The organism is Pseudophaeobacter arcticus DSM 23566, assembly GCF_000473205.1.
GTDB classification, from domain to species: Bacteria; Pseudomonadota; Alphaproteobacteria; order Rhodobacterales; family Rhodobacteraceae; genus Pseudophaeobacter; species Pseudophaeobacter arcticus.
Genome location: NZ_KI421507.1, coordinates 1,365,609 through 1,384,632, shown reverse-complemented (window position 1 = coordinate 1,384,632; position 19,024 = coordinate 1,365,609). Strand labels below are relative to the sequence as shown.

Here is a 19,024-nt window from a genome sequence, read left to right as displayed (position 1 = left end):
GGGGAAAGACAGGCTTAGTTGCCGCGGGCCTTTTCAATGGCCGGGCGCAGGGTGTTTTTGATCACCCGCTGCGTTATTGGTCCGGCAAAGCGCAGGATGATCTTGCCGTTTCCGTCAACCACATAGGTTTCCGGCACGCCATAGACGCCCCAATCCAGGGCCATGCGGCCCTTTTCGTCGCGACCAATGGCCGTATAGGGATCGCCCAGCTCATCCAGAAATGACGCAGCATTGTCCAGCTGGTCCTTGTAGTTCACCCCGTAGATCGTCAGCCCCTCCTGCGACAGCGCCTCAAGATTCGGGTGTTCCACCCGACAGGGCGCGCACCAGCTGGCCCAATAGTTGACCAGCTTGACCTCACCGTCGCGCAGAGCCGCATCGTTAAACAGTTCTTTACCGGCAAATTCACTCAGCACCACCGGAGGGGCTGGCTGGCCTTCGCGGGCCGACGGCAGGCTTTCGGGATCCTCCCGGTACATGCCGGTGACCGCGAGGCCCACAAAGCTGGCAAACACCACAATCGGAACCGCCATCAGCGGAGAGAACTTAGCCATCCCGGCGCATCCTTTGTTCCAGAGCATCCATTTCGCGCCGGACCCGACGGCCGCGCCACAGGGTCAGCACCACCAAAAGCGCCAGTAGCAGCAGGGACGCTGCATAGGCCGACAGCACCGTATCGCTGTATTTTCCCAGATCTGGCAACATGGTCACGCCTCCTGCCGTTGACGCGCCATTAGCGCCTTGATGCGCCGGGCGCGAATTTCTGTCCCGGTGCGGTAAAACACCATGGCAAGGAAGAACAATCCAAAGCCAATCATGCAAACATAGAGCGGGTTGGAAAAGGCATCCGCCACGTTTTCCTTTTCATCCAGGCTCAGCGAGGCGCCCTGATGCAGCCCCTGGTTCCAGAAGTTCACAGCATAGCGGCTGAGCACCGCAAAAACCGTCCCAACAAGACACAGGATCGCCGTCAGATCCGCAGCAGTGTCAGGATTATCAATGGCTTCCCAGAGGGCGATATAGCCCAGATAAAACAGCGCCAAGACCAGGAAAGAGGTCAGTCGCGGATCCCAGGCCCACCAGGTGCCCCACATCGGCTGCCCCCAGATCGCACCTGTCGCCAGGGCAATCAGCGTCATCACAATCCCGACAGGGGCTGCGGCCTTGGCGGCCAATGCACTGACATGGTGACGCCGCACCACCCAGATCAGCGAGGCCACCAGCATCATGAACCAGGCGTTGATCGCCATCAGGGCTGCCGGCACGTGCAAAAAGATGATCTTGACGGTTGAGCCCTGGCGGTAATCATCGGGTGTGAAAAAGAACCCCCAGATCAGCCCTATGGCCATCAACAGGCCCGCGCTCACCCATAGCACCGGCATCACCCGTTCCGAGGTGTGCAGGAACTTTCGTGGATTGGCATATTCCCAGATCGACATTTTGGCTCTCTCGTTCCCGTGATTTCGGTTGATTACATAGTTAGCGCAGATTGATACGCAATACGGCTGCGCTGGCAAAGGGCATCAGCGCGATAACGCCGGCGGAAATGCCGGCCAGCATCAGCAAAGGCGTTTCCACCACCATGCCCATTGCGCCGCGCCGGGCTGCCTCGGCGCCAAAGATCAGCGTCGGCACATAAAGCGGCATCACCAGCAGCGACAGCAATAGCCCGCCCCGTTTCAGCCCCACTGTCAGCGCAGCACCAAAGGTTCCGATCACCGACAAGGCAGGGGTACCCAGCAACAGCGAGATCAACACCCATTTAAAGCCCTCAAGCGGCAGGTTCAGCAATACCCCCAACATAGGCGCGGCCAGAACCAGCGGCAGGCCGGTGGTGATCCAATGGGCCAGCGCTTTGATACTGACCACAGCCTCCAGCGGCAGCGGTGCTGTGGCCAGCAGATCCAACGAGCCATCTTCCCAGTCCAGCGCCAGCAGCCGGTCCAGGGACAACAGGCAGGACAACAGCGCCCCCAGCCACAGAACCCCCGGCGCAATCCGCGCCAAAAGATCGGACTCAGGGCCAACCGAGAAGGGCACCATAACGGTGACAATCAGGAAAAAGGCCAGCCCCAGGCCAAATCCGCCCCCGGCCCGCACCGCCAGGCGCAGATCCCGCATCAGCAGCGCAATCACAGGAAGCCTCCGTCAAAGTCATCAATATCCAGCGGCGCCGCCTTATAGGGGCCGACATCCAGCACAGTGGCATCCAACCCAAGGTCGATATGGGTGGCAATCAGCGCCGATCCCCCGGCGCCCAAATGGCTACGCACCGCAGTGGCAAACAGGCTGACCGAGGCCTGATCCAAGCTCACCGTGGGTTCATCCATCACCCAGATCGGCCGCCCCGTTACCATCATCCGCGACAGACCCAGCCGCCGTTTCTGCCCCGCCGAGAGCGCCCCTGCCGGACGATCCCGCAGCGTGGTCAGATCATAGGCCTGCAGCGCCGGTTCGATGCTGCGCGTGCCAAAAACACTGGCCCAAAAGGTAAGGTTCTCGGTCACGGTCAAAGCGGATTTCAACCCATCGGAATGTGCCGCATAGGCAATCTGATCCTCGCCACCGCTGACCGTGCCAGCAAGCGGCGGTTGCAGCCCTGCGATGCTGCGCAACAGGGTGGTTTTGCCAATTCCATTGGGGCCACGCAAAATCAAAGCCTGTCCGGGCTTCAGCTCAAAACTGATCCCCTCCAGCACCGGCACCCCCCCACGGGCAATACTCAGATCTGATACATTCAGTGACATGAATACAGGCTTATCTCATTGTTTGGTTGCACAAAAGAACGAAAGCCCAGGGTCACGCCTTGCGGCAGGTCAAATCTCACCGGGGATGTTCACCTTTGCAGCCCCATTGCCGCTGGATCCAGTCAACCGGCGTCAGACTGGTAGGACTGCCAGCGCGACCCGGCGCCCCTCAGACAGCAGCACATTATAGGTTCGGCAGGCCGCCGGAGAGTTCATCACTTCCACCCCCAGCCCCGCCCCTTCGAGTCTGTTGCGCAGCTCTGCAGGGATATGGGCGATTTCCGCCCCGGTTCCGATAAACAAGACGTCCACCTGCCCGGCCAGCGCCAAAAGGCCCGCATCATCGTCATAGCCTCCCCAGGCGCTCAACCCCGTTGCGGTGATCAACAAGGCGCCGTCATGCACCTCTCCGCCGACACGAAAGAACCCGGGCCCATAGCCATCAACAGGCCGGGCCTCCGTAAATGTCACCTCATTGAGCTGCATGGGCTGTCCAATCTCTCTTGTGCGGCGCGGAACTCAAACCGGAGCAATCCCTGCCATGTCCGCAATCGGCTTGTCAAAACAAAACGAAGCTGCGGAGAGTCCCCGCAGCTTCGTCTTTTTGTATCCTCAGTGCTTCGGATCGAAGCAATCAGGCATCAATATTGCCAAACTGGTTGCCGGCGGTATTGGCCTGCTTGCTCCAGTCGCGTTTCACGCCCAGCCACAGCAGAATGGTGGAGGCAACAAAGACCGAGGAATAGGTCCCGACAATCACGCCCCAGATCATCGCAAAGACAAATCCGCGAATCACATCGCCGCCCAGCACATACAGCGAGATCAGCGCCAGCAGAGTGGTGACCGAGGTCATCATGGTACGGCTGAGGGTTTCATTGATCGACAGGTTCAGCACCTCCGACAGGTCTTTTTGTTTATAGCGACGCAGGTTTTCGCGCACCCGGTCAAACACCACCACGGTGTCGTTGAGCGAATACCCTACAATCGTCAGCAGCGCCGCGATGATGGCGAGATCAAATTTGATCTGAAGCTCGGAAAAGATCCCGATGGTCAGCACCACGTCATGCACCAGGGCCACAACCGCACCCAGCGCAAACTGCCACTCAAAGCGCAGCCAGATGTAGATAAGCACCGCACCAATGGCCAGCACCACAGAGAGCATGGCGGTTTGCACCAGTTCCCCCGAGACCTTGGGGCCCACGGATTCAACTGAGACAAATTTGATGCCCGGCGCCACCGCGTCCAGCGTGGTTTGCAAGGTATGGATCACCTCAGCGGACATCGCCTCACCATTTGCCTGCGCCTGAATACGAAGCATGGCAACATGCTGGTCGTCCTCAAACGTTGGGTCAAACACCTCGGTAATCGAGATATCGCCCAACTCCAGTGGCGCAATGGCCTCTCGGTACTGGCCTACGTCAATCGGCGTGGTGCTTTCGGTCCGCACGGTTGTGCCACCGCGAAAGTCGATGCCAAAGTTCAACCCCTGCAGACCAAAGGACGCCAGTCCGACAATCATCATAAGGGCGGAAATACCCAGCCAGATCTTCCACTTGCTGAAGAAATCGAAAGAGGTTTCCTGGGGAACAAGTCTTAACCGCATGATTACACCTCAATCGTTTTGGGACGGCGACGCTCAAACCACATCACGACAATCAACCGGGTGACAAAGATCGCGGTAAAGACCGAGGTCAAAATGCCCAGTCCCAACGTGATTGCAAAGCCCCGCACCGGACCCGAGCCCATGGCAAACAGGATCACAGCGGTGATGAAGGTGGTGATATTGGCGTCCAGAATGGCGCTCAGCGCCTTGGAGTAGCCCTCGTCGATGGCCCGCGCAGGGCCACGGCCAGCTTTCAGCTCTTCCCGGATCCGCTCAAAGATCAGCACATTGGCATCCACCGCCATACCAACCGTCAACACGATACCGGCAATCCCCGGCAGTGTCAGCGTTGCGCCAATCAGGCTGAGGAAGCCAAAAATCAGCGCCACGTTCAGGATCAAGGCCACATTGGCAAAAATCCCAAACAGCCCATAGCTCAGCGCCATAAAGACCAGCACGCCGATAAAGGCCACAATGGTGGCGACCTTGCCGGCATCAATGCTGTCCTGGCCCAGTTCTGGGCCAATGGTGCGCTCTTCCAGGAATTCCAGCCCTGCAGGCAGGGCACCGGCGCGCAGCAGGATGGCCAGATGGGTACTTTCCTCGATGGTGAAATTGCCGGTGATAATGCCGGAGCCACCGGGGATATGCGACTGGATGGTCGGGGCCGAGACCACCTCATCATCCAGCACAATGGCAAAGGGAGAGCCAATGTTATCCGCCGTATAGTCGCCAAACTTGCGCGCACCAGAGGTGTTGAACCGGAAGTTCACCGCCGGGCGGCCGTTCTGGTCAAAGGCAGGCTGGGCATCAACCAGTTGTTCGCCGGTGACCACAGGTGCTGCTTCGACCGTGTAATAGGTGCCAGGTTCATCCAGCGATGGGATGACCTTGTTGCCCACGCCTGCAGGCGCATCCGCGTCAGATCCGCGACCGACAACCGGGTTGAAGGTCAGCTGCGCGGTGGTGCCGATGATGGCTTTCAGCTCAGACGCAGACCCAATGCCCGGCACCTGGATCAGGATCCGATCCGCGCCCTGGCGTTGAATGGTCGGCTCACGGGTGCCGACCTCATCAATCCGGCGACGCACGATTTCCAGCGACTGGCGCACGGTGCGATCATCGGAGGCGAGTTTTTCCGCCTCGGAGAGTTCCACGGTGATTATATCACCCTGCCCCGATACGTCGATGTCATTGCCGCCGGCGCCCGTCAGGCTGGTGATCGGATTGGCAAGGCCGCGCACCAACTCCAGCGCGCGAGGCATGCCTTCGGGTTTGGAGATCTTCAGGCGAATCTGCCCCTCGGGCGCTTGCTGACGGCGAAAGCTGCCAACCGTGGCGCGTTCGGGCCGCAGTGCATCGCGCACCTCGGGCCAAAGCGCATCCATGCGGGCAGCGTAAACCTCCTCGACCTTCACTTCGGCCAGAAGATGTGCGCCACCGCGCAGATCGAGACCAAGATTGACCAGCGAGGACGGCAGATAGCTGGGCCATTGCGCGACCAAGGCCTGTCGTTCGGGGGTGTCGCCTTGGGCGATAATTTCGGCGGCAGCATCGTTAGACTGCTCCACCCGGGTGTAAAACCCATTTGGCAGGGCAAGCAAAAGGCCGGTCACGCAGACCAGCCAGATGAGAACCCTTTTCCAGAGATCAATTTGAAGCATTGCCCTGCCTTTTCAGTTTGTTAAAGGGGGCAATTAAGCTGCCGGTTCGGTCTTGGTCAGAACCTGGGCAATGGTGGATTTCACCACCCGCACCTTGACACCTTCGGCCAGTTCAACTTCGACTTCGTTGTCATCTTTGACCTTGGCAATCTTGCCAATCAAACCACCCTGGGTGACCACCTGATCGCCGCGACGCACATTCGAGACCATGGTCTGGTGCTCTTTCATCTTTTTTTGCTGCGGACGGATCAGCAGGAAATACATGATCGCAAAGATCAGAATAAGCGGTAGAAACTGGCCAATTTGGTTCATATCCAAGGGGGTCTTCCTTCTGTCTATACGGCACCCTCTTGGCGAGGTGCCGTGAATTTGCGGCGAACCTATGCGCTGCACCCAAGCATTGCAAGGCAGGCCCGCTGTTTGGCCCTGAAAAGCTGGGGGAAATGCGATCTCGGCTGATGCTACCGAAGCCATCAAGGCGACCAAGGCAAACCCGCCCCCCAGCAAGGGCACACCGCACATAGGCAAAGTGGCCCCGGCAGCTGCCGCCCCTTCCCGTGCGGCGCTACAACATTTGCCAGCTTTTGCCCCTGCCCCCTTCCTCTTTGGTAACCCTTGCGGCATAGGTTGCCTATTGATTCAAAAACCGTCGAGGAGACGACACCATGCATGACATCCGTGCAATCCGCGAAAACCCTGCTGCTTTTGACGCTGCTTTGGCGCGGCGTGGGGATGCGGGCGTGTCCTCAGACATTCTGGCGCTGGACGAGGCGCGCCGCGCCAAGATCCAGGAAGCCGAGGCCGCGCAGGCCGCGCAGAACAAAGCTGCCAAGGAAATTGGCGCCGCCAAGGCCAAGGGCGACACTGAGACCTTTGAACGTCTGCGTTCTGAGGTGGCCGAGAAGAAGGCGCAAGTGGCTGCACTGCAGACCGAGGCCAAAGAGCTGGACGCCAAACAGACCGACATGCTGGCGCGTATTGCCAACCTGCCCGCCGATGATGTGCCTGATGGCGCCGATGAAAACGACAACGTCGAGGTCAACCGCTGGGGCACCCCGCGGGAATTGGATTTTGCTGCCAAAGAACACTTTGAGATCGCAGGCGTGGCCCAGGCGATGGATTTTGAAACCGCCGCCAAGACCTCGGGGGCGCGGTTTGTCTTCCTCAAGGGCGGCGTCGCCCGTATCCACCGCGCCCTGGCGCAGTTCATGGTTGACACCCATGTGGATGAAAATGGCCTCACCGAGGTGCAGACCCCGGTTCTGGTTCGTGATGAAGCCATGTATGGCACTGATAAGCTGCCAAAATTTGGCGATGACAGCTACCAGACCACCAATGGCTGGTGGCTGGTGCCCACTTCTGAGGTGACGCTGACCTATTCCGTTGCTGGCGACGTGCTGGAGGCGGCTGAGCTGCCCATCCGCATGACCGCCCATACCCAGTGCTTCCGCTCCGAGGCGGGTTCGGCCGGGCGCGACACCTCTGGCATGCTGCGCCAGCACCAGTTTGAAAAGGTCGAGATGGTCTCGATCACCCATCCGGATGAGTCTGATGCCGAGCAAAAGCGCATGCTGCGCTGCGCCGAGGGGCTGCTGGAGAAATTGGGTGTCCCCTACCGCACCGTGGTGCTTTGCACTGGCGATATGGGCTTTGGCGCCCGGCGCACCTTTGATATCGAGGCCTGGCTGCCGGGGCAAAACACCTACCGCGAGATTTCCTCTGTCTCCACCACCGGCGCCTTTCAGGCGCGCCGCATGAACGCCAGGTTCCGCCCGGCGGATGGTGGCAAGCCTGAGTTTGTCCACAGCCTCAACGGATCTGGTCTGGCAGTTGGCCGTTGCCTGATTGCGGTTCTGGAAAATGGCCAACAGGCCGATGGATCGGTCATCTTGCCTGAGGTTCTGGGCCCCTATCTGAAAAACAAACTGACCCTCACCGCCAATGGGGATCTGGTCTAAAGGGTCCAATCCGGACCTGATAGCAAGTTAGAAAAAAGGGGCGGCACTCATTCCCGAGCGCCGCTCCTTTTTCCAATCGTCCCCGGGCAGTATTACCCCAGAATCAAAGGTCGAGCTTCTTGGGTTTCTTTTTGCCAGACGATTTGGAGCTGGCTTTAGGCTTCTTGTTCTTGTCTTTCTCTTTGCCCATGTCTTTGGATTTTTGAGCCAGACCTTCCAAAATTGCCTTGGCCTTGGCCTTTTCATCTTCAATTGCCCGGTGCGCTTCGGCCTTCATTTTTTTTGCCTTGGTACGGGCTTTTTCTTTTGCCTTGCCAAATTCTTCCATCAGAGCTTCGGCCTTGCGCGCGGATTTTTTGGCTTTGGCCTTGGCCTTGGCTGCCTTTTGCTCAGCCGCCTCGCGCGCCGCCTCTGCGGCCGCCAGAGCTATGCTCAAGGCCTCTTCAATCTCGGAAACCGAGACCACATCGGACCCAGCCGCCGTGCTGCCTTGTGTTATCTCCACGGGTTTAGCTTTTGCTTTTGCCGGTAAATTTGTCTTTGCCGCCCCTGCACCGCCAGATTTGACCGCGCCTGCAGTAGCTGGTTTGGCGGGCGCTGCGGCTGGTTTGGCCTCAGCGGAGCCCTCTGCCTCTGCGGCCCGCTTCAACCGCATGGCGCGGGCGGCACCGATACCGGGGATGGCTTTCAAATCCTCCAGGGAGGCCGCAGCGACGGCCTCAACCGTGTGCAACCTGTGCTCTTTGAGCGTTTTTGCCAGCGCCGGACCAACGCCACTCAATTCAATTATGTCGGTCATTCCTGCCTTACTCCTCTGAATTTCCCTGCTGCGCGTCGGCTTGTACTGCGCAATTATTGCACGCCAAGAGTTACCCCGGAAAGGGCACAAGCCTCTTTTTCTCTTCATCCCAGAGCTTTAGCGACAGCGCGCCCAAGGCTTCGGCAAATTTGATACGCCGCAACGCAAATTCGGCAGGCAGGTTATAGTGGCACTGACGCAGCCGATAGCTGGGGATACGCGCGTTAAAGTGGTGAATGTCATGCAGCGTGATATTGGCAACGGCAAAATCAAAGAGCCAGCCAAAATCCAGGCAGGAAGAGCCCTGCAATGCAGCCTCGGCAGGATTAAGATCCGGGCGGCGATCCCAATAGGTGTCTTCAAAATTATGTTGCAGATAGACCAAAAACACCCCGATCATGCCGCCCAGAAAGGAAAAGCCCAACCAGATCAACACACCCTGCCAGCCTGTGATCTGATACAAGAGCCACAGCAAACACAGGATGGCGATATTGTGCAGGATCACCCCAAGCGCGCCAAAGCGCGTGCTGTTCTTGGGCCAGCGATAGCGGATGAAATAGGTGAAGGCCGCGCCCAGTGGCACAAACAGGAGCGGGTTACGATACAGGCGATAATAAAGCCGCTGCCAAAACCCCGCCTGCTGCCACTCTTGCAGGGTCATCGTGTGGATCTCGCCGGTTTCGCGATGGTCAAGATTGCCAATATTTGCGTGATGCAGGTTGTGATTTTGCTTCATCACCTCAAAAGGCGCAAAGGTGAAGGGCGAAAGCACATGGCCGGCCAGCTCGTTTTGAAGCCGTGTTTCAAACAGGGAGTGATGGCCGGTATCGTGTTGCAACACGTATAGCCGCACCGAGGCGAAAGCAAAAACCAGGCCACAGGGGATCAAAATATACAGTTTATCAGCCTGGCTGACCGCCAGATAGAGCGCACAGAAATAGGTGGCAAAGGTGCCAAAATAGCTCAACAAAGCCAATTTGTTGTCTTGCTGAGCGTAACTGCGGGTATAGTTTCTTAGGTCCATGGGGATTCAAATAAATGCCAAGTGTAACGCGGGTTTGAAAGCTCTGGATCGTTCAAAAACGGATGTTTCACTCAATCTGCCAGCGCAGCCCCCGCCTTCTTTCCCGATCTTGACCCAACTGCGCTCTCTCTTCAAACAAAAACACCCCAGAGCATACAGCTCTGAGGTGTTTGGAACGTGAAAATTCAACACGCCTGAAGAAGGCGGACCCTAAATACCCAAGCTAGGCGCGGCGCCCGGACAGGTGTTTGCGCAGCTTGGAGGGCGGAGCTTTCTTACGCCCTTTGAAGGGGTTCTGGTCATTTTGCCCCCGCATGGTCAGGCGGATCGGTGAGCCGGGCATGTCAAAATCCTGACGCAGCCCATTGACCAGATAGCGTGTATAGCTGGCCGGAATTTTATCCGGGTGCGAACACATCACCACAAATCCTGGCGGACGTGTTTTGGCCTGGGTCATATAGCGCAGCTTGATCCGCTTGCCCTGCGGTGCGGGGGGCGGGTGCTGCTCCAGCATGCCCGTCAGCCAACGGTTCAGCGCCGCTGTTGGAATGCGGCGGTTCCAGACATCATAGGCACGCATCACGGCCGCATGCAGACGATCGAGCCCCTTACCGGTTTTGGCCGAAACCGTCACCAAGGGGGCGCCACGCAGCTGTGGCAACAGCCGGGTGAAGCTCTCTTTCAGGGCCGCCAGCTTTTCCTGTTTGTTGTCTTCGACATCCCATTTGTTGACCGCGACAACCACAGCCCGGCCCTCACGTTCAGCCAGGTCGGCAATCCGCAGATCCTGCTGTTCAAAGGGGATCTCGGCATCCAGAAGGATAACCACGACCTCGGCAAATTTCACCGCACGCAGCCCGTCAGAAACCGAAAGCTTTTCGAGCTTTTCCTGCACCTTGGCCTTTTTACGCATGCCGGCAGTGTCAAAGATCCGCATGGGGGTGCCAGACCAGTCGATCTGCAATGAGATCGCATCACGGGTAATACCCGCCTCGGGCCCGGTGAGCAGACGATCCTCGCCGAGGATCTTGTTGATCAGGGTCGATTTACCGGCATTGGGGCGGCCAACCACGGCCACCTGCAGCGGTTTTTCACGGGTTGGCACTGGCACGGGTGGCGCGTTTTCTTCGTCCCAGTCGTCATCCTCATCCAGATCGAGGTCAACAACAGGAGAATGATCCACCGCATCGGCCTCAAACTGATCTGCGAGGGGAACAAGCTCTGCATAGAGATCGGTGATACCTTCCCCGTGTTCACCAGACAGCCGCAGCGGCTCGCCCAGACCCAGACCATAGGCTTCAAGAACACCTGCCTCGGCGGCGTTGCCCTCGGCCTTGTTGGCGGCCAGAATGACATGCGCGGATTTACGACGCAGGATTTCGGCAAACATTTCATCAACCGGGGTGACCCCGGTACGCGCATCAATCATGAACAGGCAGATATCGGCCATATCCACCGCGCGTTCGGTCAGTCGCCGCATCCGGCCTTCCAGCGAGTTATCGGTGACATCTTCCAGACCGGCCGTGTCAATCACGGTAAAGCGCAGATCGCCAAGACGCGCCTCGCCTTCGCGCAGATCGCGCGTCACACCGGGCTGGTCATCAACCAGCGCCAGCTTTTTGCCTACAAGGCGATTGAACAGCGTGGACTTGCCCACATTCGGGCGGCCCACAATAGCGAGGGTAAAAGACATCGGACCCAACTTTCAGCGTTTGAGACGCGCCCAATAGCGCATCTATGCGGCCACGGCCAGAGCCGATTGCGCATTAGCGGAAGGCGAGCAGGTTGCCCTTGCTCGACACCACGTAAAGAGTATTGCCTGCAACCACCGGCGCGGCCGTCGCGCCCCCCGGAATTTCGATGCTCTGCGACAGGCTGCCATCGCGCGGATCAAACTGCCGCAGCAGCCCGTCATTGGAGGCAACCAAAAGCTGCCCACCGGCCAGGATCGGGCCATAATGCGCAACGATGGCACCGCGCTTGCCCGGTTTGTCCTTCAGGTATCCCGGCAGATCAACCGCCCAGAGCACTTCACCGCTCCCGGCATCGAGCCGCAAAAGCTGATTGCGGTCACTGATTTGAAACAGGCTGTTGCCTGCGGGCCAAACCGGACCAATCGCGCCCTCTTGCGCGGTCCAGATACGCTCACCACTTGCGGTGTCAAAGGCCACGGTGCGTCCGGAATGGTTGCCCACATAGGCGCGTTGCCCCACAAGCACCGGCTCGCCCGTTACATCGCTGATCCGCGCCAGGGTAGATCCAACACGTTGCCCCGCCACCGAGGCGCTCCAACGGCGCAGCCCGCCACGGCGGAATGACGCCACCAAATCACCAGAACCAAAGGCAAAAATCACCAGATCTTTGGTCAGGACAGGGGCCGGTGCGCCCAGCACGTTTGACGCACTTGGTGCGCTTTCCACCTGCCATGCAATGCGGCCATCTTTTGCGTGGATTGCCCAGCCGGTGTCATCTCCGGCGACCAGATAGATCAGCCCGTCGCGCACTGTCGGCACGCCGGATCCTGTTGCATCCAATTCCTGGCGCCAGACCTGTTTGCCAGTGGCCGCATCCAGCGCGGTCAGCACACCAAAGCCAGAGGAGACATAGAGCACCCCATCAGCAAAGGCCATGCCACCGCCAGTGGCCTGGCCCTCGTCGTCGCGCGCCGGCAGCAGGTTACTTTGCCACAGCAGCTGCCCTGCAGGAGAAACCGCCGAGACCCGCGCTGCGCTGTCCAGCGTGTAGATCCGGCCAGCGGCAACAACGGGCCGCGTGTTGATCCGTTGCTTGCGCCCGTCACCGGCACCAATTGGAACCGACCAGGCCAGCCGTGGCGTCGAGCTCAAGGCGGGATGGGCGGTCCGGTAAGCCGGATTGCCGTGGCTTTGGGCCCAGGTCGCATTGGCAACCTGTTTAGGCAACGTAATCGCCACCGACTGGTTTACCGTCTCTATTTCGGCATCCGGCCGGATCGACTCTCGCTTGCCTGGCAGAATCACCTCCGGCTCAGAGCAGGCGCTAAGCCCCACTGCCAGGGCGGTGCTACAAAGCAAGATCCGTACCAAAGAAAAGGAGTTAGCTGCCGTCATGACCCTGCCTCGTACCCGTTGTAGTTTTCCGCAAGTTGACACTGCGGTTGTTGTTAACCTTCAGAGACAGCAGCCTCGTCCAGCGCGCCCCCCAGGGCCACAATCACTTGCGTGGCCCGCTCTTTCAAGTCCGCTGTGACACTCGCATCCTCAACAATTGCCTTCAGGCGGTCAATTGCTGCATCCGGGTCACCCGCTTCAATATCCAAAAGCGCCATTTGCTCTGATGCCAGCAGCGCCAAAGGCGCCCCCGGCTGGGCCAGCGCCTCAAATTGCAACCGCCGCTCCGCGATGCTCAGGCTGTCCTGCTGCAACCCCAGGGCCTTAAAGCTGGCAATATGACGATAGATCAGCGGCAGCTCTGCATCCAGAGCAACCGCCTGCAGCCGCGTTACGGCCTCATCCTGTTGCCCCGCGTCTGCCAGGGCTCCCGCCTGCAACATCGCCAGAACAGCCGCCCCGCCAGGGGTCTCCGCAGAGATCTGTGACAGGGATTCTGCCCGTGCCAGATCCTCATCCAAAGAGAGCGCGGCGATCATGTCATCGCCCAGCCTCTGGGAGGCCGCAAGGTTCTGCGCTTTGTTATACTCGCGGTAGGCCGCGCCGCCGACGATCAGCACAACCGCCAGGCCGCCAATCCAGCCATAGCGCTTTAGCATAACGAACAAACGGTCGCGGCGTACCTCTTCCGTAACTTCGTCAATAAAGCTGTCAGTGTCGCTCATGGTATTTGCCCCCGAAGTGCCATCCCCTCTGCAAAAACGGCAGGGAATGTTTTATCCTCTTTCGCCCCTCATATCCTGCCTGTTGCAGCAAGCCAAGTACTCCATTGCAGGGGAAATTTAGGGAAACCACTACTTTTTTCCAATAAATGTGGGCTGAACTGTTCCGTTTAGTATGGACAACGCATAGATCACAACTATCACTTATCAGCAGATCTGGCGGGATCTCCGGTGTGCTTGGTCACCAGCTTTTACCAAGCGAAAATGCTTTTGAAAGGCCCGAGATGAAACTGATCCCCCTTATTACTGCCATTTTGGTATCCCTAGGCCTGTATTTTCTGGTCATCGAACGTGACGCCCTGCTGGCCTTTGCCCGAGGTGAAGCGGCCCAAACCACATCCTCATCCGCCAGCCCCAGTGCTGAGGAAACTGCCGAGGCAGAAACCCGTGAGCCGGTGGCAGAACACCGCATAGCCGTGGTTGCCCTGCACAGTCAGGCCCAGGTTTTTGACCGGGCGGTGATCCTGCGTGGCATGACCCAGGCGGTGCGTGAGGTCAATCTTCGCGCTGAAACCTCTTCTACCGTGATCTCTGAACCCCTGCGCAAGGGCGTACAGGTTCACGAGGGCGATGTTCTGTGCGAGCTAGACCCCGGCACCCGCCCGGCAGCGCTGCTGGAAGCTCAGGCACGCCTGAGCGAAGCCCGCGCCAATATGCCCGTCTCAGAAGCGCGTCTTGATGAGGCAAACGCAAAACTGAGCGAAGCCATTATCAAACTCACCGCCTCTGAGAAACTGTCACAGGGCGGATATACCTCGGAGACAAATCTGGCGGCGTCAAAAGCGGCGGAACGCACTGCTGTTGCAGGGGTGGCCAGCGCCAAGGGCGGGCTGGAAACCGCAAAAGCGGGCATCGAATCTGCCATCGCCGCCGTTGGTGCTGCGCAAAAAGAAATCGAACGCCTGACCATTCTGGCGCCCTTTGACGGGCTGCTGGAAAGCGACAGTGCTGAGCTCGGCAGTCTGGTTCTGCCCGGCGATCTTTGTGCAACAGTGATCCAGCTCGACACCATCAAGGTGATTGGCTTTGTGCCTGAGACCCAGGTCAATCGCGTTGCTCTTGGCGCGCTGGCGCGGGCCAAACTGGCCACCGGAGACCTGGTCGAGGGTGTGGTGACCTTTGTCAGCCGCTCTGCCGATCAGGCCACCCGCACCTTTGAAGTCGAGATCACCGTTGCCAACCCTGACCTGGCCATCCGCGACGGGCAGACCGCAGATATCGCAATTGCGGCTCCGGGGGCGACAGCGCATAAATTGCCACAGTCCGCCCTCACCCTGAACAAGGACGGGCAACTGGGCGTCAGAACCGTTAAGGCCGACCAGACCGTCGGATTCATCCCGGTAGAGCTGCTGCGCGACGAAGCAGATGGCATTTGGGTTGATGGCCTGCCAGAGCAGGCAGACGTGATCATCACAGGGCAGGATTTTGTCATCAGTGGCGTTGCCGTTGTCCCCAGCTACCAGAATGAGGCCTCCCAATGATCGGTGTCGTCTCCTGGGCCGCTGACCGGGCCCGCATGGTTATCGCCTTTATTCTGATCTCGATCCTGGTGGGTGGCTTTGCCTATTCCAGCCTGCCCAAAGAGGGTGAGCCGGATATTGAAATTCCGGCCCTGTTCATCTCGGTCCAGTTCCCGGGTATTTCCGCCGAAGACGCTGAAAGCCTGCTGGTCAAGGTCATGGAAACCGAATTGGCCGATCTCGACGGGCTCGACAAGATGAGCGCGACAGCGGCGGAAAACTACGCTGGTGTGGCGCTGGAATTCGACTTTGGCTGGGACAAAACAGCCGTGATGGCGGATGTGCGCGATGCCATGACCCGGGCTGAGGCCGAGTTCCCCGACGGCGCCGAGACCTATTCGCTTACGGAAATCAACTTTTCAGAATTCCCCATCGTTATCGTCAACCTGACCGGCGCGGTGCCGGAACGCACCATGGCCCGTATCGCCAAGGATCTGCAGGACGATATCGAGGCACTGGACGCGGTGTTGGAGGCCGGCATTGCCGGCAATCGCGACGAAATGGTCGAGGTCATCATCGACCCTCTGCGTCTGGAATCCTACAACATCACAGCGGTTGAGCTGATCAATGTGGTGCGCAACAACAACCAGTTGATTGCCGCCGGTGAAGTCGAGACCGATCAAGGGACCTTCTCGGTCAAGATCCCGTCGTCTTTTGATGACGTGAACGACATCTACGGGCTGCCGGTCAAAACCAATGGTGACCGTATCGTCACACTGGGAGAGCTGGCCGAGATCAATTTCACCTTTGAGGACCGCGCCGGTACCGCCCGGTTTGATGGCGCTGACACCATCGCGCTGCAGGTGGTAAAGCGCAAAGGCTTTAACCTGATTGATACCGTTGATCTGGTGAAGGCAACCCTGGCCAAGGCCCAGGCCAAATGGCCAGCGGAGCTCAAGGGCTCTGTTACCCTTGGCACCTCCAATGACCAAAGCCGGGTTGTCGGCTCCATGGTGGACCAGCTGGAAGGCTCGGTTCTGACGGCTGTTGCGCTGGTGATGATTGTGGTTCTGGCCTCTTTGGGCAGCCGCGCGGCGCTGCTGGTGGGCTTTGCCATCCCCACCTCCTTCCTGCTGTGCTTTGCCTTCCTGGCAGTGATGGGGGTTTCGATCTCAAACATCGTGATGTTTGGCCTGATCCTGGCCGTTGGCATGCTGGTGGACGGGGCTATTGTGGTGGTGGAATATGCCGATAAACGCATCAGCGAAGGCACCGGTCCGATGCATGCCTATGTTGAGGCGGCGCAGCGGATGTTCTGGCCCATCGTGTCCTCCACCGCGACCACACTCTGTGCCTTCTTGCCAATGCTGTTCTGGCCCGGTGTTCCCGGCCAGTTCATGGGCATGTTGCCAGTCACCCTGATCTTTGTTCTGTCGGCCTCTTTGGTGGTGGCGCTGATTTACCTGCCTGTCATGGGCGGGCTGTCTGGCCGCATCAGCCGGATCTTTGAGCAAACCTCCAATGGTCTGCGCGCCATTGCGCCCTGGTGGCTGCGGGCGCTGTTGGTGCCCCCTGCCCTATGGGGAATGTTTGCCGGTGCCATGCAGATGCTCAACCCCACATATCTGTTGCCCGATGGCACGACCCCCTTGGCGGGGCTTGGCTTTGGCGGGCTGGTCTTTATCGCCTCTGCCTTTGCCGCCTCTATTACCCTGGGGGCGACAAAAATCAGCCGCAAAGAGAGCAGCGTTCAGGCCGGCTATCATCACACCACCTTTGGCTATGCAATCAAATTCATTGCTGGTAACCCGGTGATGCCGCTGGTCACCCTGGCCGCTGTTGCCTTTGGTATCAGCACGGTTTTCACCATGTTTGGCGACAACAACTACGGCGTGGAATTCTTTGTCGAATCCGAGCCGGAACAGGCCACGGCCTATGTGCGCGCCCGTGGCAACCTCAGCCTGAAAGAGCAGGACCTGATGGTGCAACGGGCCGAACAGACAATCCTGGCGCATCCTGCGGTGATCAATGTCTTCTCCTTTGCCGGCGAAGGTGGCCTGGCCACAGGTGGCCCCGGCAATAACCAGGGGCCGGTTGATACTGTCGGTCAGGTACAATTCGAAATCATCCCCTGGGAGGACCGTCCAACCCAGACCGAGACCTGGTTCTTTGACCTGCTCACCCGTGAGGTCACAGCGACCAAGTTTGACGGCAATACGGTGATCGAAGAACTGAATGCCGAGCTGGCTAAAATCCCTGGTTTCTTTGTTGAAATCAAAGCGCTGGAACAGGGGCCTGGATCAGGAAAACCGCTGCATCTGCGCATTCGCGGCGACAGCTGGGAAGCGCTGACCGCATCCACCCGCGCCGCCCGCGCCCAGTTCGAATCCACCCCCGGCCTCACCCTGGTTGAGGACAGCCTGCCGCTGCCCGGCATCGACTGGCAGATCGACGTTGATGTTGAAAAGGCGGGGCGTTTTGGCGCCGATGTCGCCACCGTGGGGGCCATGGTACAGCTGGTGACGCGTGGTATCCTGCTGGACACCATGCGGGTCGACAGCTCGGACGAGGAGATCGAAATCCGTGTCCGCCTGCCCGATGAAAATCGTGTATTGGCCACGTTGGATACGCTGAAGGTACGCACCGCCGATGGGCTGGTGCCGCTGTCGAACTTCATCACCCGCAAACCGGTGCCCAAATTGGCGCAGATCAGCCGCGTCGACCAGGAACGCTATTATGACGTCAAAGCTGATGTTGAGAGCGGCCTGCATAGTGTCTCGATTGACAACCCCAATGGCGACGGGCAGCTCAACCTTGCCATGATCAAGACCGTTCCCGACGGGCTGTCCCCGCGCGGCGAGGTTGTCACCGACCCTAAAGGCACCAACTATACCATCTACCAATATGTTGCATTTGAGAACGTGGAGGCCGTGCAGCAGGCCATAGATGGCGGTGCCAAGATCGCCTTGGTCAACGCAAATGAGCGCATCGCAAAGCTCACGGAATGGCTCGAAACAGGTCCGCTGGATCCTCGGGTGAGCTGGGAATGGACCGGCGACCAGGACGAGCAGGCGGAATCAGGCGCTTTCCTGTCCAAGGCCTTTGCCGGGGCCTTGGCCTTGATGTTTGTAATCCTGCTGGCGCAGTTCAACTCGTTCTACAATGCGGTTCTGGTACTGCTGGCGGTGGTACTGTCCACCACCGGGGTGCTGATTGGCATGATGGTGATGCAGCAGCCGTTTTCGATCATCATGACCGGCACCGGCATTGTGGCTCTGGCGGGGATCGTGGTGAACAACAATATTGTTCTGATCGACACCTATCAGGAGTTCAGCCAGCAAATGCCGCGGATCGAAGCGATCATTCGCACCGCCGAGGCCCGGATCCGTCCGGTTCTGCTGACCACCGTCACCACCATGGCGGGGCTTGCACCGATGATGTTTGGCATCAGCCTGGACTTTATCGGCGGTGGCTATTCCATCGACAGCCCCACAGCCCTGTGGTGGAAACAACTGGCAACGGCTGTGGTCTTTGGGCTGGGTATTGCCACGGTTCTGACGCTGGTGGTGACCCCTTCGCTGCTGGCAATTCGGGTCTGGCTGTCCACCTACCTTGGCTGGATGGGACAGTTGATGGCGCGTCTCACCGGGGGACGCTCTAGCCGCATTGCCCAGGACATGCGCCTTGCCAAAAAGGCCCGCAAGTTGCCCACCAGTGAAATCCTCTGGGATGACCTGATCAGCCGCACACCGCTTGCAAAATCCACGGACCAGAAGGCCAGCGACACAGCCGCCCCCCAAGACCCCGGCGACAGCAGCGCCCTGCGGGCAGCAGAATAAGTCTCTGAAAGACCCCCAAAGGCCCCGCTCAGGCGGGGCCTTCGTTCATTCAAGGCCCC

17 protein-coding genes are annotated in these 19,024 nt (G+C 59.0%); 3 read left to right on the top strand and 14 right to left on the bottom strand.

The annotated features are described in order from the left end of the window. Positions 1 to 14: 14 nt before the first annotated feature. The 9 genes from ARCT_RS0110605 to yajC all read right to left on the bottom strand — a co-directional run bounded on the left by ARCT_RS0110605 (position 15) and on the right by yajC (position 6,326). Positions 15 to 554, bottom strand: a complete 540-nt coding sequence (locus ARCT_RS0110605) for a DsbE family thiol:disulfide interchange protein (protein ID WP_027240050.1) — start codon at positions 552 to 554, stop codon at positions 15 to 17. Next, on the bottom strand, positions 547 to 705 hold the full coding sequence (gene ccmD / locus ARCT_RS0110600; RefSeq protein ID WP_027240049.1) for a heme exporter protein CcmD: 159 nt from the start codon (positions 703 to 705) through the stop codon (positions 547 to 549). Before ccmD ends, ARCT_RS0110605 begins: the two co-directional genes overlap by 8 nt. 2 nt (positions 706 to 707) lie before the next feature. Beyond that, positions 708 to 1,439: a heme ABC transporter permease gene (locus ARCT_RS0110595; RefSeq protein WP_027240048.1), complete on the bottom strand. Its 732-nt coding sequence runs from the start codon at positions 1,437 to 1,439 to the stop codon at positions 708 to 710. Between the two features lie 40 nt (positions 1,440 to 1,479). Next, a complete protein-coding gene (gene ccmB / locus ARCT_RS0110590; protein ID WP_027240047.1) occupies positions 1,480 to 2,136 on the bottom strand; it encodes a heme exporter protein CcmB in 657 nt (218 codons plus the stop codon). After that, complete coding sequence (gene ccmA / locus ARCT_RS0110585) at positions 2,133 to 2,747, bottom strand: heme ABC exporter ATP-binding protein CcmA (protein ID WP_027240046.1); 615 nt, start codon at positions 2,745 to 2,747, stop codon at positions 2,133 to 2,135. The genes ccmB and ccmA overlap by 4 nt, the downstream gene beginning before the upstream one ends. Before the next feature lie 132 nt (positions 2,748 to 2,879). After that, positions 2,880 to 3,233, bottom strand: coding sequence for an Mth938-like domain-containing protein (locus tag ARCT_RS0110580; RefSeq protein ID WP_027240045.1), 354 nt, complete (start codon positions 3,231 to 3,233; stop codon positions 2,880 to 2,882). A 148-nt stretch (positions 3,234 to 3,381) separates the two neighbouring features. Then, positions 3,382 to 4,350, bottom strand: coding sequence for a protein translocase subunit SecF (secF, locus tag ARCT_RS0110575; RefSeq protein WP_027240044.1), 969 nt, complete (start codon positions 4,348 to 4,350; stop codon positions 3,382 to 3,384). A 2-nt stretch (positions 4,351 to 4,352) separates the two neighbouring features. Next, entirely contained in the window at positions 4,353 to 6,014 is a 1,662-nt protein-coding gene (secD, locus tag ARCT_RS0110570; RefSeq protein WP_027240043.1) for a protein translocase subunit SecD, read from the bottom strand. A 33-nt stretch (positions 6,015 to 6,047) separates the two neighbouring features. Beyond that, on the bottom strand, positions 6,048 to 6,326 hold the full coding sequence (gene yajC, locus ARCT_RS0110565; protein WP_036785718.1) for a preprotein translocase subunit YajC: 279 nt from the start codon (positions 6,324 to 6,326) through the stop codon (positions 6,048 to 6,050). A gap of 353 nt (positions 6,327 to 6,679) precedes the next feature. Between yajC and serS the strand changes: the two genes are divergently transcribed. Next, complete coding sequence (serS, locus tag ARCT_RS0110560) at positions 6,680 to 7,972, top strand: serine--tRNA ligase (protein WP_027240041.1); 1,293 nt, start codon at positions 6,680 to 6,682, stop codon at positions 7,970 to 7,972. A gap of 103 nt (positions 7,973 to 8,075) precedes the next feature. On the opposite strand, the gene ARCT_RS0110555 is transcribed toward serS, so the two are convergent. From ARCT_RS0110555 to ARCT_RS0110535, 5 genes are all read right to left on the bottom strand, one after another. Continuing rightward, positions 8,076 to 8,771: a helix-hairpin-helix domain-containing protein gene (locus tag ARCT_RS0110555; protein ID WP_027240040.1), complete on the bottom strand. Its 696-nt coding sequence runs from the start codon at positions 8,769 to 8,771 to the stop codon at positions 8,076 to 8,078. Positions 8,772 to 8,841: 70 nt separating this feature from the next. After that, positions 8,842 to 9,795 (bottom strand): fatty acid desaturase, encoded by a 954-nt coding sequence (locus ARCT_RS0110550; protein WP_027240039.1) that lies wholly within the window; start codon positions 9,793 to 9,795, stop codon positions 8,842 to 8,844. Positions 9,796 to 10,018: 223 nt separating this feature from the next. Beyond that, positions 10,019 to 11,488 carry a ribosome biogenesis GTPase Der gene (gene der, locus ARCT_RS0110545; RefSeq protein ID WP_027240038.1) on the bottom strand — a complete coding sequence of 490 codons (1,470 nt, stop codon included), beginning with the start codon at positions 11,486 to 11,488 and terminating at the stop codon, positions 10,019 to 10,021. A 73-nt stretch (positions 11,489 to 11,561) separates the two neighbouring features. Beyond that, positions 11,562 to 12,884 carry a PQQ-like beta-propeller repeat protein gene (locus ARCT_RS0110540; RefSeq protein ID WP_036784738.1) on the bottom strand — a complete coding sequence of 441 codons (1,323 nt, stop codon included), beginning with the start codon at positions 12,882 to 12,884 and terminating at the stop codon, positions 11,562 to 11,564. Between the two features lie 53 nt (positions 12,885 to 12,937). Beyond that, positions 12,938 to 13,609, bottom strand: coding sequence for a hypothetical protein (locus tag ARCT_RS0110535; protein WP_027240036.1), 672 nt, complete (start codon positions 13,607 to 13,609; stop codon positions 12,938 to 12,940). 281 nt (positions 13,610 to 13,890) lie between these two features. Here ARCT_RS0110535 and ARCT_RS0110530 point away from each other — a divergent pair, with 281 nt between their 5' ends. Then, positions 13,891 to 15,147 (top strand): efflux RND transporter periplasmic adaptor subunit, encoded by a 1,257-nt coding sequence (locus tag ARCT_RS0110530; RefSeq protein ID WP_027240035.1) that lies wholly within the window; start codon positions 13,891 to 13,893, stop codon positions 15,145 to 15,147. After that, positions 15,144 to 18,965 (top strand): efflux RND transporter permease subunit, encoded by a 3,822-nt coding sequence (locus ARCT_RS0110525; protein ID WP_027240034.1) that lies wholly within the window; start codon positions 15,144 to 15,146, stop codon positions 18,963 to 18,965. Before ARCT_RS0110530 ends, ARCT_RS0110525 begins: the two co-directional genes overlap by 4 nt. Positions 18,966 to 19,024 lie beyond the last annotated feature (59 nt).

Excerpts from the sequence above, each read along its gene's own strand:
- ARCT_RS0110540 (WP_036784738.1), bottom strand. The coding sequence starts at position 12,884 with ATGACGGCAGCTAACTCCTTTTCTTTGGTACGGATCTTGCTTTGTAGC.
- secD (WP_027240043.1), bottom strand. The coding sequence starts at position 6,014 with ATGCTTCAAATTGATCTCTGGAAAAGGGTTCTCATCTGGCTGGTCTGC.
- ARCT_RS0110595 (WP_027240048.1), bottom strand. The coding sequence starts at position 1,439 with ATGTCGATCTGGGAATATGCCAATCCACGAAAGTTCCTGCACACCTCG.
- ARCT_RS0110580 (WP_027240045.1), bottom strand. The coding sequence starts at position 3,233 with ATGCAGCTCAATGAGGTGACATTTACGGAGGCCCGGCCTGTTGATGGC.
- yajC (WP_036785718.1), bottom strand. The coding sequence starts at position 6,326 with ATGAACCAAATTGGCCAGTTTCTACCGCTTATTCTGATCTTTGCGATC.
- ccmA (WP_027240046.1), bottom strand. The coding sequence starts at position 2,747 with ATGTCACTGAATGTATCAGATCTGAGTATTGCCCGTGGGGGGGTGCCG.
- ARCT_RS0110525 (WP_027240034.1), top strand. The coding sequence starts at position 15,144 with ATGATCGGTGTCGTCTCCTGGGCCGCTGACCGGGCCCGCATGGTTATC.
- der (WP_027240038.1), bottom strand. The coding sequence starts at position 11,488 with ATGTCTTTTACCCTCGCTATTGTGGGCCGCCCGAATGTGGGCAAGTCC.
- ARCT_RS0110550 (WP_027240039.1), bottom strand. The coding sequence starts at position 9,795 with ATGGACCTAAGAAACTATACCCGCAGTTACGCTCAGCAAGACAACAAA.
- ARCT_RS0110535 (WP_027240036.1), bottom strand. The coding sequence starts at position 13,609 with ATGAGCGACACTGACAGCTTTATTGACGAAGTTACGGAAGAGGTACGC.
- serS (WP_027240041.1), top strand. The coding sequence starts at position 6,680 with ATGCATGACATCCGTGCAATCCGCGAAAACCCTGCTGCTTTTGACGCT.
- ARCT_RS0110555 (WP_027240040.1), bottom strand. The coding sequence starts at position 8,771 with ATGACCGACATAATTGAATTGAGTGGCGTTGGTCCGGCGCTGGCAAAA.
- ccmD (WP_027240049.1), bottom strand. The coding sequence starts at position 705 with ATGTTGCCAGATCTGGGAAAATACAGCGATACGGTGCTGTCGGCCTAT.
- secF (WP_027240044.1), bottom strand. The coding sequence starts at position 4,350 with ATGCGGTTAAGACTTGTTCCCCAGGAAACCTCTTTCGATTTCTTCAGC.
- ARCT_RS0110530 (WP_027240035.1), top strand. The coding sequence starts at position 13,891 with ATGAAACTGATCCCCCTTATTACTGCCATTTTGGTATCCCTAGGCCTG.
- ARCT_RS0110605 (WP_027240050.1), bottom strand. The coding sequence starts at position 554 with ATGGCTAAGTTCTCTCCGCTGATGGCGGTTCCGATTGTGGTGTTTGCC.